Origin of the sequence: Streptomyces sp. NPDC046805, from assembly GCF_040645355.1 — a bacterium.
Classification (GTDB): domain Bacteria; phylum Actinomycetota; class Actinomycetes; order Streptomycetales; family Streptomycetaceae; genus Streptomyces.
Map to the genome: position 1 here is coordinate 63,453 of NZ_JBEYYC010000032.1, position 11,775 is coordinate 75,227.

Here is an 11,775-nt window from a genome sequence, read left to right on the forward strand (position 1 = left end):
AGTGGGGCTCTACGGCGGGGCCGTCAGCCGCACTGGCAGGGGCCGCCCGACTGGCACCCGCAGCCGCAGCCCGAGCCGCAGCCGCACGCGCCGATGAGTGGGAGGCTCTTGGCCTCGGCCGGCTGCTCGGTCTCGCGTTCCTGTGTGGGGTCGGGCGTGGTGCCGGGGGATTCGGCCATGGTCCCTCCTGGACCTAGAGGCTGGCTGGGGCCTGATGCCTTTGCCCATTCCATGCCCGTTCCCTTGGGCGCATCAACGGCGCACGGAGGCGTCGGCACACCCCCGGCAGCGCCTTTCGAGCCCCCGGAGGGCTACGCGCCCTCCACCCCGGTCACCGGCTGGATGTCCTGCTGCAGCTCGTCCGCGTGCTCGCCGGTCACCAGGTAGACGACGCGCTTGGCGACGGCCACCGCGTGGTCGGCGTAGCGCTCGTAGTAGCGGCCGAGCAGGGTGACGTCGACGGCGGTCTCGATGCCGTGCTTCCAGCGGTCGTCCATCAGGTGCTGGAAGAGGGTGCGGTGGAGGAGGTCCATCTCGTCGTCGTCCTGCTCCAGCTGGAGCGCGAGGTCGACGTCCTTGGTGATGATGACCTCGGCCGCCTTCGCCATCAGGCGCTGCGCGAGCTGGCCCATCTCCAGGATCGTGGCGTGCAGGTCGTGCGGGACTCCCTGCTGCGGGAAGCGCAGGCGCGCGAGCTTCGCCACGTGCTGGGCCAGGTCGCCCGAGCGCTCCAGGTCGGCCGACATGCGCAGCGAGGTGACGACGATCCGCAGGTCGGTGGCCACCGGCTGCTGGCGGGCCAGCAGGGCTATCGCCCGCGCCTCCAGGTCGTGCTGCAGCTCGTCGACCCGCTTGTCGCCCTCGATCACGCTCTCCGCCAGCTTGAGGTCGGCGTCGAGGATGGCCGTCGTGGCGCGCCCGATCGCCGACCCGACCAGCCGGGCCATCTCCACCAGGCCGTCGCCGATCGAGTCCAGTTCCTCGTGGTACGCGTCCCGCATCAGGGTTCCCTCTCGTACGAGTTCTTCTCTCGGGGTTTTCCGAGTTCTACCGGGTGGTCCGAGTAGAGCTTCCGGGTTCTCTCGGGGGCTTCCCGGGCCTGGGTCCATGGTGAAACCAGCGCTGCGAACCCCACGCTCCCACGTTCCGGGCCCCACACGTCCGTTTCTGCCACCCCAAATGAACCACTACCAGCGTGAAGGTGAACTCTGGGCGACGAGTGTTCGAGCTCGCACGTCGTTGGCTGTGGCCGACGTGAATCGCATGCCTAACCTTGAAGCATGGACGTGAACGCGGCGGTCGCCGCAGTGGCTGCGATCGCCGGGGCTCTCACCGGCGTCATCGCCATGCTGGCGTTCCGCTGGAGCGAGCGGGAGCAGAAGCGTCCCACACGCACCTCCCTGCACACGGACCCGGTGCTTCCGCCGGGTGTGGACACCGTCCTGTCCGTGCTCCGCTCGTCCGCCGTCGTACTCGACGAGGCCGACACCGTCGTCAAGGCCAGCTCCGCCGCGTATGCCATCGGACTGGTGCGGGGCGGCAAGCTCGCCGTCGAGCCCATGCTCCAGATGGCCCGGGACACCCGGCGCGACGGCGAGATACGGCAGGTCGAGCTCGATCTGCCGCGGCGGGGTACGGGCCGGGGCGACGCCCTCGCCGTCTCCGCGCGCGTGGCGCCCCTCGGCTCGCGGCTCGTCCTGCTCCTCGTCGAGGACCTCACCGAGGCCCGTCGTATCGAAGCGGTACGACGCGACTTCGTCGCGAACGTGAGCCACGAGCTGAAGACCCCCGTCGGCGCGCTCTCCCTCCTGTCCGAGGCCGTCATGGACGCCTCCGACGACCCGGAGGCCGTGGAGCGCTTCGGCGGGCGGATGCAGATCGAGGCCACGCGCCTGACCAACCTGGTCCAGGAACTCATCGACCTCTCCCGGGTGCAGAACGACGACCCGCTGGAGGACGCCGAGCCGGTCCGCGTCGACAAGCTCGTCGCCGAGGCCATCGACCGCTGCCGCCACCAGGCCGGCACGAAACAGATCACCATGGCCGCCAGCGGCGCCGCCGATCTGCATGTCTGGGGCAACCGCGGCCAGCTCGCCGCCGCTTTCGGCAACCTCGTCGAGAACGCCGTCAACTACTCCCCGGCCCGCACCCGCGTCGGCATATCGGCCCGCAGGGTCGGCGCGCCCGGCGGTGACATGATCGAGCTTGCCGTGACCGATCAGGGCATCGGCATCTCGGACAAGGACAAGGAGCGCATCTTCGAGCGCTTCTACCGCGTCGATCCGGCCCGCTCCCGTGCCACCGGCGGCACCGGTCTGGGGCTCGCGATCGTCAAGCACGTGGTCGCCTCGCACGGCGGGGAGGTCACGGTGTGGAGCGCCGAAGGCCAGGGCTCCACGTTCACCCTGCGGCTGCCGGAGGCCGGTGCGGCCCGCGACCGCGCCCAACAGCATCCCGACCTCGACGAAGAGGACGGGCCTTCCACTTCCTCAGCTACCGAAGTATCGCCCGAATCAGACGCGTGCGAAACGCTTCCCTCACCGGAGGTCCTTCCGTGACCCGTGTGCTCGTCGTCGAGGACGAGGAGTCCTTCTCCGACGCCCTGTCGTACATGCTCCGCAAGGAGGGCTTCGAGGTCGCCGTGGCGGCCACCGGGCCCGACGGACTCGACGAGTTCGAGCGCAACGGCGCCGACCTCGTCCTCCTCGACCTGATGCTGCCGGGGCTGCCCGGCACGGAGGTGTGCCGCCAGCTGCGTGGCCGCTCCAACGTCCCGGTGATCATGGTCACCGCCAAGGACAGCGAGATCGACAAGGTCGTCGGCCTGGAAATAGGAGCCGACGACTACGTCACCAAGCCGTTCTCCTCGCGCGAGCTGGTCGCCCGTATCCGGGCCGTCCTGCGCCGCCGCGGCGAGCCCGAGGAGGTCACCCCGGCCGCTCTCGAGGCCGGCCCGGTCCGCATGGACGTCGACCGCCACGTGGTGACGGTCGGCGGCTCGAAGGTCGACCTGCCGCTGAAGGAGTTCGACCTGCTGGAGATGCTGCTGCGCAACGCGGGCCGCGTGCTGACCCGTATGCAGCTCATCGACCGCGTCTGGGGCGCCGACTACGTGGGCGACACCAAGACCCTCGACGTCCACGTCAAGCGCCTGCGCGCCAAGATCGAGCCCGACCCGGGCGCACCGCGCTACCTGGTGACGGTCCGCGGCCTCGGCTACAAGTTTGAGCCGTAGGCCGTACCGCGCGTAGGAATCGCTACCGCCTGGTACTCGGTACGGCGAAGGGCGGCTCCCCTGTCAGGGGGTGGCCGCCCTTCGCCGTACTGCTAGGGCGTCGTCCCAGGGGACGCCGCGCCCGTACGACCGCTCAGTGGCCCGACGGCGTCGACGACGCGGAGGCCGAGTCGTGCGGCATGGCCGACGCGCTCTTGGAGGCGCCCTTGGACGGCTTGGCGCCGGCGCTCGCGGTGGCGCCCGCGGCCCCGCCGGCCGGGCTCGCCGAGGCGGGGGCCGACGGCGACGGGATCTCGCTAGGGCCCCACTGGCTGAAGTAGCTCACGGCGGGGACGACGTACGCGCGCAGGCTCACGTCACCGGTCTTGCTGAAGGTGAAGGTGATCTTCTGGGCGTTGCCGTTCTGGACCGCCTCCTGGGCGTTGTCCAGTACGGCGGAGGCGTTGCCCTTGCCGCCGAGGAGCAGCGAGCCGCCCGCGGGGACGGTGAGCGACTGGCCCTTGGCGGGGGTGAGCTTGGCGTTCTTGTTGGCGCTGTCGACCTTGATCGACTGCAGCGTCTGGGGGGTGCTGCCGTTGTTGAAGAGGGTCGCGGAGATCACGGCCGGGCCCGAGGCCTGGGGGTCGGGCTGGGTGACGACGACGGCGTTCTGCACCTTGATGTCGCCGACGCTTGTGGCAGCGTTGTCGGGCTTGACCTCCAGGGTCTGGGAGTCGTTGCCGGCGCCGCAGGCGGCGAGCGAGGCGATGGAGACAACGATGACGGAGGCGGCGAGGGCGCCGCGTCGAAGGCTGCTGCTCACGGCGGCGGCAACTCCTTGGAACGCAGGGGCGACTCCTTATAAAGCCGCCCTAAGTGTCTGTCGGCGGGCCTCAGGTTACCGAGCCGTCCTCGCGCCGCCGCACCCGACCCTCCCCCTGGGGTCCGGCTTCCCTCATGGGAGGGGTGGCCCGGGCGACGCGAGCGGCAGACGGACCACCGTGGCGCCGGCTCCCGGACCGCTTTGATGCCGACTGGGATGTCGGCCGAGTTACTGACTCCCGAGTAACTTTGCGGCCGCCCCGGACTCGCTTTGGCGTGACACTCGTACGGCATTCACATAAGGCCGCTCGTAAGAACGGTTGCACCGAGGTGCGCAAAACTTCCGTGAAGGAATGCGCGGCCGTCCCGAAAATCGATCACGAACCGATCGAGGGCACCCGCGTGATCAATTCCGGATTCGTCTCGTACCCGACTCCAGACACCGAACGGAGTAGCGGAAGTCGTACGCCTGGAAGCGGACAAATGAGGACGTTCGGCCTATCGGGGAAGGCTTCGGAGGTGTGTGACAGGCCTGTTTCTCCTTGCTCGGAGAGCGGCTCCGACCTGCGAATACCTGGTTCCGCCCCCCTGTCGAAGCACGTTCCTGTTGCTGTTGTCAAGCCCCGAGATATGCCCTGACCTGCGAAAACGCCATTCAGAAGACGCCGTATCCGTGTTACCCTGGATAGCCACGGAAGGGGTACCTGTCACATGACGTTCAAGGTTGGCGACACCGTGGTCTATCCCCATCACGGGGCCGCGCTGATCGAGGCCATCGAAACTCGCCAGATCAAAGGCGTGGACAAGACCTACTTGGTGCTGAAGGTCGCCCAGGGCGACCTGACGGTACGTGTGCCAGCGGACAATGCGGAGTTCGTCGGCGTGCGTGATGTGGTCGGTCAGGACGGGCTGGACCGGGTCTTCGAGGTGCTGCGCGCGCCGTACGCCGAGGAGCCCACGAACTGGTCGCGCCGCTACAAGGCAAATCTGGAGAAGCTCGCCTCCGGCGATGTCATCAAGGTCGCGGAAGTCGTACGCGACCTGTGGCGTCGTGAGCGCGAGCGCGGACTCTCCGCGGGTGAGAAGCGCATGCTCGCCAAGGCCCGCCAGATCCTGGTGAGCGAGCTCGCCCTCGCGGAGAACACGAACGAGGACAAGGCCGAGGCCCTGCTCGACGAGGTACTCGCGTCCTGACACGCAGCAGGCAGCGCCCGCTCGGCTTGGAACACTGAAATGCCGCGGTGCCCGATGACAATTCATGTCGCCGGGCGCTGCGGCATGTTCGTCCCCGTTTCTCCCCGGTTCGCGACCATGAACGTGTGTGCCGGGATGCCGTACGCCACGGGGAAAACCCCGATACTTGGCGTGCCGGGCCCGGGCAGTCGGCTCGACCGGCGTCACGGAAGGGTCCGGTCAAGGCGTCGCGCCCGGCACTCCTCCAGGCCATACCCACGTAGGCCGAGCACACAAACCTGACAGGAACCGATGTCTGACGATTCGCGTCCTTCGCCCGCGCCGTCCCCGGTCGCGGCCGTGATCCCGGCCGCCGGCCGAGGCGTACGCCTCGGTCCGGGCGCCCCCAAGGCGCTCCGCGCCCTGAACGGCACGCCCCTTCTCGTCCATGCGGCCCGCGCCCTCGCCGCCTCCCGCGCGGTCTCCCTGGTGGTGGTCGTGGCCCCGCCCGACGGCGTCGCCGAGGTCAAGTCGCTGCTCGACGCGCACGCGCTGCCCGAGCGGACCGACTTCCTGGTCGTCCCCGGCGGGGGCGAGCGCCAGGACTCGGTCAGGCTGGGACTCGACGCCGTACCGCCCGCGTACGACGTCGTCCTCGTGCACGACGCGGCGCGCCCGCTGGTGCCGGTGGACACCGTGGACGCCGTGATCGAGGCCGTACGGGACGGGGCCCCGGCCGTCGTGCCCGCGCTGCCCCTCGCCGACACCGTCAAGGAGGTCGAGCCCGCGGCGACGCCCGGTGCGCCGGAGCCGGTGGTGGCCACGCCCGTGCGGTCCCGGCTGCGGGCCGTCCAGACGCCCCAGGGCTTCGACCGCGCGACCCTCGTGCGGGCGCACGAGACCGTCACCGACGACGTCACCGACGACGCGAGCATGATCGAGCAGCTCGGGCTGCCGGTCGTGGTCGTCCCCGGCCACGAGGAGGCCTTCAAGGTCACGCGGCCGCTGGACATGGTTCTCGCGGAGGCGGTCCTGAACCGCAGGAGGCTGACCGATGGCTTCTGACGCTTTCGAGGGCCTCGTGCTCCCGCAGGTCGGCATCGGCACCGACATCCACGCCTTCGAGGAGGGCCGGGAGCTGTGGTGCGCCGGTCTGAAGTGGGAGGGGGAGGGGCCGGGGCTCGCCGGTCACTCCGACGCCGACGTCGTCGCGCACGCCGCGTGCAACGCGCTGTTCTCCGCGGCCGGCCTCGGCGACCTGGGGCAGCACTTCGGCACCGGGCGCCCCGAGTGGTCCGGCGCCTCCGGCGTCACGCTGCTGACGGAGGCGGCCCGCATCGTCCGCGAGGCGGGCTTTCGCATCGGCAATGTCGCGGTCCAGGTCGTCGGCCCCCGCCCCAAGATCGGCAAGCGCCGCGACGAGGCCCAGAAGATCCTCTCGGAGGCGGCCGGAGCCCCGGTCTCCGTCTCCGGCGCCACGACGGACGGGCTCGGCTTCCCGGGCCGGGACGAGGGGCTGATGGCGATCGCCACGGCGCTCGTGGTGCGGGTGAGCTGAGGGCGTGCGAGGGTACCGGCAGAGCGATCAGTGACGAGCGACCAGCGGTCGGTGACGAGCGACGAGCGATCGGTGACCGCTGGCCCTTGACCGAGGTCCCGGAGGTACCCCCATGTCCGCCGCCCTGCCCGACCGGCTCAAGTCCCTGCTCGACAAGCCCGTCTTCGTCGTGATCGGCACCTCCCAGCCCGACGGCAGTCCCCAGCTGTCTCCGGTGTGGGTGAAGCGGGACGGCGACGACCTCCTCGTCTCGACCACCGTCGACCGCCGCAAGAAGAAGAACCTCGACCGCGACCCCCGGGTGAGCGTCGTGGTCCAGAACCCCGACATGCCCTACGAGTACGCGGAGATCCGCGGCACCGCGGAGCTGACCTCCCAGGGCGCGGACGCCCTCATCGACGAGCTGTCCCACAAGTACACGGGCAAGAAGTACGCCGACTTCAACCCCGCGGCCGTCGACGACGCCGAACGGGTGGTCGTCCGCGTCACGCCCCGGAAGGTCGTCGGGATGGGGATCGCCTGAGGTCGCGCCTCAGGGGGCTCGTGCGTATCAGCCGCAATCGGTGGCGACGTCACGAATGTGTGGCCCTTCGCCCGGAGGTGGCGAGGCACTGCCCGGCGCCCACTACCCTGGACAGGTGACTATTCGCCTGTACGACACCAGCGCCCGGCAGATTCGTGACTTCACCCCGATCAAGCCGGGTTGCGTCTCGATCTACCTGTGTGGCGCCACCGTGCAGGCGGCCCCGCACATCGGGCACATCCGGTCGGGCCTCAACTTCGACATCATGCGCCGGTGGTTCGAGTACCGCGGCTATGACGTCACGTTCATCCGCAACGTGACCGACATCGACGACAAGATCATCGCCAAGGCCGCCGAGCAGCACCGGCCGTGGTGGTCGATCGGGTACGACAACGAGCGGGCGTTCGACGACGCCTACACGGCGCTGGGCTGCCTGCCGCCGACGTACGAGCCGCGTGCCACCGGTCATGTGACCGAGATGGTCGAGATGATGCAGGGCCTCATCGAGCGCGGCCACGCCTACGCGGCGGACGGCAACGTCTACTTCGACGTGCGCTCCTTCCCCGACTACCTCCAGCTGTCCCGGCAGGAGCTGGACAACCTGCTCCAGCCCGCCGGCGAGGGCGAGACCGGCAAGCGGGACCCGCGCGACTTCGCCATGTGGAAGGCCGCCAAGCCGGGCGAGCCGACCTGGCCGACGCCGTGGGGCCGCGGGCGTCCGGGCTGGCACCTGGAGTGCTCGGCGATGGCCCACAAGTACCTGGGCTCGGCGTTCGACATCCACGGCGGCGGGCTCGACCTGATCTTCCCGCACCACGAGAACGAGATCGCCCAGGCCAAGGCCTTCGGCGACGAGTTCGCCCGGTACTGGGTGCACAACGCCTGGGTGACCATGGCGGGCGACAAGATGTCCAAGTCGCTGGGCAACAGCGTCCTGGTCTCCGAGATGGTCAAGCAGTGGCGCCCGATCGTGCTGCGCTACTACCTCGGCACCCCGCACTACCGCTCGATGATCGAGTACAGCGAAGAGGCTCTGCGCGAGGCCGAGTCGGGCTTCGCGCGCATCGAGGGCTTCGTCCAGCGGGTCGTGGAGCTGGCCGGGCACGTCGTCGAGCCCGCGGCCGAGGTCCCGCCCGCCTTCGCCGAGGCGATGGACGACGATCTGGGCGTCCCGCAGGCGCTCGCCGTCGTGCACACCACCGTCCGGCAGGGCAACTCCGCGCTGGCCGCCGACGACAAGGAGGCCGCCGTGGCGCGGCTCGCCGAGGTGCGGGCCATGCTCGGCGTCCTCGGTCTGGACCCGCTGGACCCGCAGTGGGCCGGCGAGGGCGGCGAGCGGGGCGAGGACCTGCACGGCGTGGTCGACAGCCTCGTACGCCTCGTCCTCGACCAGCGCGAGTCCGCCCGCGCCCGCAAGGACTGGGCCACCGCGGACGCCATCCGCGACCAGCTCGGTCAGTCCGGCCTGACCATCGAGGACAGCCCTCAGGGTCCGCGCTGGAGCCTGGGCCGGCGCTGACCGACGCCAAGATCGACTGTGCCGCCCGGCTCTCCGGGCGGCACACTGCATACATACGTACGACAGCTCACAGGGGCAGGTAACTCATGGCCGCAAGCAACCGCCGCATGTCCGGCAAGAAGGGTGCGCAGGTCGGTAGCGGCGGCCAGCGGCGCCGGGGCCTGGAGGGCAAGGGCCCCACCCCGCCCGCCGAGATGCGCAAGGGTCACGCCAAGCAGCGCGCCGCCGCCGCCAAGGTCCGCCGTGCCCAGGGCCGCCCCCCGCAGCGCAAGGGCGGCGGCAGGTCGACCTCCGAGCTGGTCGTCGGCCGTAACCCCGTGGTCGAGGCGCTCCGCGAGGGCGTTCCGGCCACCACGCTGTACGTCCAGCAGTTCATCGACAACGACGAGCGCGTCCGCGAGGCCCTCCAGCTCGTCGCCGAGCGCGGTGGCATCAACCTCATGGAGGCCCCGCGTCCCGAGCTGGATCGCATGACGAACGGCCTGAACCACCAGGGCCTCGTCCTGCAGGTCCCGCCGTACGAGTACGCCCACCCCGAGGACCTCGCCGGTGCCGCCTACGACCAGGGCGAGGACCCGCTGATCGTCGCGCTCGACGGCGTCACCGACCCGCGCAACCTCGGCGCCGTCGTCCGTTCCGTCTCCGCCTTCGGCGGCCACGGCGTCGTCGTGCCCGAGCGGCGCGCGGCCGGCATGACCGCGGGCGCCTGGAAGACCTCCGCCGGTACGGCCGCCCGTACGCCCGTCGCCCGCGCCACCAACCTGACGCGCGCCCTGGAGTCGTACAAGAAGGCCGGGATCACGGTCGTCGGTCTCGCCGCCGACGGAGAGGCCGAGGTCCAGGAGCTTCGGGCGCTGGAGGGGCCGGTCGTCATCGTCGTCGGCAGCGAGGGCAAGGGGCTGTCCCGACTGGTCGGGGAGACCTGCGACTTCCGGGTGCGCATCCCGATGCCGGGCGGCGCCGAATCGCTCAACGCCGGTGTGGCGGCGGGCATCGTACTGTACGAGGCGGCTCGCCGACGCGCGTGAACACGCGTCCGTAAGTTCCCCCGTACGGGGTCATTCCGGCGTCCGGGGCATCCTTGACGCGGTCCGGACAGATCCGGCCGCTTCAGGCAGTGTCCTAACTCCACGTCACTCGGTTAGATGAGTGTGGACACCAGAACACCCCGCACACCCACGGGGGAACGCACGTCTGGATTCGACGACGTTCCCGCGCTGAGCATGGTGAAGGTGCCGAGCGATCCGGCGCAGGTCATCGTCACGCACGCGAGCTTCCGCGTGCAGTTGGGCGCCTCGGCAGGGCGTACCCAATCCCCGCGGGTCGCACGGCACTTGGGCGCCGCCGCGGACACCGCCCGCATCCCGGTCGCAGGCCGGGCGGGCGGGGCGTCCGAGGTCGGGGCGCGGCGCCGGCCGGTCGTCTGGAGTGGCCGGTCCGCCCCGGACGACACCGGCGCCCACCGGCTCCTCCAGGCCGTGCGGGGCGGCAGCGTCCGCCACCCCGACGACCCGACCGCCGCCGCCGGAGCCACCCGGGTCATGCCGCGCGTCGGCGACGGCTACGGCGACTACGGCGTCCACCGCGACCGGAGTTACGGCGGCTACGACGGCTACGGCGGCCTGGACCAGACCGTCGAGACCCCCGTCCTCGGCACCCAGCGCACCGCCGGCTCCACCGCCCCGCCGATCCTGCCGCCCATGCGCACCGTCGGCAGCGCATACGACGAACCCGCCTACACCGGCGAGCAGTTCGCGTACGGCGCCGGGGCGGAGGGCACCGGGGACCTCGCATACGGCGACGACCCGGAGGACTTCGAGGACTTCGAGGAGGCCGACGAGTACGCCGTCGCGTCCCGGGGCAGGCGCCGCGACGAAGACCCGTCCCGGCACGCCTACTACCCCGGCCGCCGGATGAACCTCGGCGTCGTCCTGCTCCCCCTGCGGATCTTCCTCGGCTTCATCTCCAGCTACGCCGGCATGGGCAAGCTCTGCGACCCCGTCTACTTCGACGGCGGCAAGCGCGGCTCCATGGTGAAGTGGCTCAACACCCTCCACCCCTGGGAAGTCGCCGAACCGCTGCGGCAGTTCGCCCTCCACCACCCCGTCGGCTCCGGGCTCGTCATCGCCTTCCTCCAGGTCGTCGTCGGCGTCCTCACGATCCTGGGCTGCTGGCAGCGGGTGGCCGCGGCGGTCGGCGCGCTCCTCTCCGCCGCCCTCATCGTCACCGTCAGCTGGAAGACCGTCCCCGCCTACGACGCCCCCGACATCATCTACCTCGCCGCCTGGTCGCCGCTGGTCATCGCCGGTGCCCCCGTCTACTCCATCGACGGCCGCCTCGCGGGCAGCGCCTGGCGCAGGCTCGGACCCCGGTCGGACATCTGGGAGCTGCGCCAGTACGTGCTGCGCCGCGGCGCCCTCGTCACGGCCGTCACCGTCGGTCTCACACTGCTCGTCGGCTCGCTGCTCGGCGGTGCCGTACGCGACTCGAGCCGGGTGGTCGTCCCCGGACCCGGCGAGGCCCCGCGCAACAACCTGCCCGGCACGCCGCTCCCGGACCAGCCGAGCGGCAGCCCGTCCGCCTCCAGCGCGCCCAGCGGGGGCGCCACGGCCGGGGCCGGACCGTCCGGCGCCGCGACGACGCCGGGCGCGGCCCGCTCGTCCAGCGCCGCCACCGGCAGCACGCCCAGCGAGACCCAGGGCGCCGTGGGCCGGGCCCCGACGCGGCACTCGGCCCCGGCCGGCCAGGCTCCGAGCACCAGCGCCGGCTCGACCTCCGGCGGTACCACGACCGGCGGAGGCGGCTCGTCCGGCAACCCGGGCGGCGGCTCGTCCTCGTCGTCCTCCGGCGAACCGGGCCTGGTGGGCGGCCTGTTGGGCTAGCCGAGCAGATGGGCGGCGTCCTGGCGCCGCCCCGCACCGGCCGACCCGGCGCGACACACATGGGGTCCCGCACCTCCCGGGAGG

General features: G+C 71.1%; 12 protein-coding genes. 9 read left to right on the forward strand and 3 right to left on the reverse strand.

Annotated features, from left to right (window positions below; all coding sequences use genetic code 11):
* Positions 1-23: 23 nt before the first annotated feature.
* Both ABZ910_RS29090 and phoU read right to left on the reverse strand, forming a co-directional pair.
* Positions 24-179: a hypothetical protein gene (locus tag ABZ910_RS29090; RefSeq protein WP_361370499.1), complete on the reverse strand. Its 156-nt coding sequence runs from the start codon at positions 177-179 to the stop codon at positions 24-26.
* Between the two features lie 132 nt (positions 180-311).
* A complete protein-coding gene (gene phoU, locus ABZ910_RS29095) occupies positions 312-1,001 on the reverse strand; it encodes a phosphate signaling complex protein PhoU (RefSeq protein ID WP_361370502.1) in 690 nt (229 codons plus the stop codon).
* A gap of 279 nt (positions 1,002-1,280) precedes the next feature.
* Here phoU and ABZ910_RS29100 point away from each other — a divergent pair, with 279 nt between their 5' ends.
* Together ABZ910_RS29100 and ABZ910_RS29105 are read left to right on the forward strand one after the other, a co-directional pair.
* The gene (locus ABZ910_RS29100) at positions 1,281-2,558 is read left to right on the forward strand and encodes an ATP-binding protein (protein ID WP_361370505.1); all 1,278 of its coding nucleotides are present in this window, start codon (positions 1,281-1,283) and stop codon (positions 2,556-2,558) included.
* Entirely contained in the window at positions 2,555-3,235 is a 681-nt protein-coding gene (locus tag ABZ910_RS29105; RefSeq protein WP_014673455.1) for a response regulator transcription factor, read from the forward strand. Before ABZ910_RS29100 ends, ABZ910_RS29105 begins: the two co-directional genes overlap by 4 nt.
* A gap of 133 nt (positions 3,236-3,368) precedes the next feature.
* On the opposite strand, the gene ABZ910_RS29110 is transcribed toward ABZ910_RS29105, so the two are convergent.
* Positions 3,369-4,037 carry a DUF461 domain-containing protein gene (locus tag ABZ910_RS29110; protein ID WP_361370508.1) on the reverse strand — a complete coding sequence of 223 codons (669 nt, stop codon included), beginning with the start codon at positions 4,035-4,037 and terminating at the stop codon, positions 3,369-3,371.
* Positions 4,038-4,747: 710 nt separating this feature from the next.
* Between ABZ910_RS29110 and ABZ910_RS29115 the strand changes: the two genes are divergently transcribed.
* The 7 genes from ABZ910_RS29115 (at position 4,748) to ABZ910_RS29145 (ending at position 11,691) form a co-directional block, all read left to right on the forward strand.
* Entirely contained in the window at positions 4,748-5,230 is a 483-nt protein-coding gene (locus ABZ910_RS29115) for a CarD family transcriptional regulator (protein ID WP_003953493.1), read from the forward strand.
* Between the two features lie 291 nt (positions 5,231-5,521).
* Positions 5,522-6,274 (forward strand): 2-C-methyl-D-erythritol 4-phosphate cytidylyltransferase, encoded by a 753-nt coding sequence (ispD, locus tag ABZ910_RS29120; protein ID WP_361370511.1) that lies wholly within the window; start codon positions 5,522-5,524, stop codon positions 6,272-6,274.
* The gene (gene ispF, locus ABZ910_RS29125) at positions 6,264-6,767 is read left to right on the forward strand and encodes a 2-C-methyl-D-erythritol 2,4-cyclodiphosphate synthase (RefSeq protein WP_361370514.1); all 504 of its coding nucleotides are present in this window, start codon (positions 6,264-6,266) and stop codon (positions 6,765-6,767) included. The genes ispD and ispF overlap by 11 nt, the downstream gene beginning before the upstream one ends.
* 112 nt (positions 6,768-6,879) lie before the next feature.
* Positions 6,880-7,290, forward strand: coding sequence for a PPOX class F420-dependent oxidoreductase (locus tag ABZ910_RS29130; RefSeq protein WP_361370517.1), 411 nt, complete (start codon positions 6,880-6,882; stop codon positions 7,288-7,290).
* A gap of 115 nt (positions 7,291-7,405) precedes the next feature.
* Positions 7,406-8,809 (forward strand): cysteine--tRNA ligase, encoded by a 1,404-nt coding sequence (gene cysS / locus ABZ910_RS29135; RefSeq protein WP_361370520.1) that lies wholly within the window; start codon positions 7,406-7,408, stop codon positions 8,807-8,809.
* Between the two features lie 86 nt (positions 8,810-8,895).
* Positions 8,896-9,837 carry a 23S rRNA (guanosine(2251)-2'-O)-methyltransferase RlmB gene (gene rlmB / locus ABZ910_RS29140; RefSeq protein WP_361370523.1) on the forward strand — a complete coding sequence of 314 codons (942 nt, stop codon included), beginning with the start codon at positions 8,896-8,898 and terminating at the stop codon, positions 9,835-9,837.
* A 117-nt stretch (positions 9,838-9,954) separates the two neighbouring features.
* Complete coding sequence (locus ABZ910_RS29145) at positions 9,955-11,691, forward strand: DoxX family protein (protein WP_361370526.1); 1,737 nt, start codon at positions 9,955-9,957, stop codon at positions 11,689-11,691.
* The last annotated feature ends 84 nt before the right edge of the window (positions 11,692-11,775 follow it).

Bases quoted from the DNA above. Each gene is read 5' to 3' on its own strand.
- ABZ910_RS29090 (WP_361370499.1), bottom strand. From the start codon at position 179: ATGGCCGAATCCCCCGGCACCACGCCCGACCCCACACAGGAACGCGAG.
- phoU (WP_361370502.1), bottom strand. From the start codon at position 1,001: ATGCGGGACGCGTACCACGAGGAACTGGACTCGATCGGCGACGGCCTG.
- ABZ910_RS29100 (WP_361370505.1), top strand. From the start codon at position 1,281: ATGGACGTGAACGCGGCGGTCGCCGCAGTGGCTGCGATCGCCGGGGCT.
- ABZ910_RS29115 (WP_003953493.1), top strand. From the start codon at position 4,748: ATGACGTTCAAGGTTGGCGACACCGTGGTCTATCCCCATCACGGGGCC.
- ispD (WP_361370511.1), top strand. From the start codon at position 5,522: ATGTCTGACGATTCGCGTCCTTCGCCCGCGCCGTCCCCGGTCGCGGCC.
- ispF (WP_361370514.1), top strand. From the start codon at position 6,264: ATGGCTTCTGACGCTTTCGAGGGCCTCGTGCTCCCGCAGGTCGGCATC.
- ABZ910_RS29130 (WP_361370517.1), top strand. From the start codon at position 6,880: ATGTCCGCCGCCCTGCCCGACCGGCTCAAGTCCCTGCTCGACAAGCCC.
- rlmB (WP_361370523.1), top strand. From the start codon at position 8,896: ATGGCCGCAAGCAACCGCCGCATGTCCGGCAAGAAGGGTGCGCAGGTC.
- ABZ910_RS29145 (WP_361370526.1), top strand. From the start codon at position 9,955: ATGAGTGTGGACACCAGAACACCCCGCACACCCACGGGGGAACGCACG.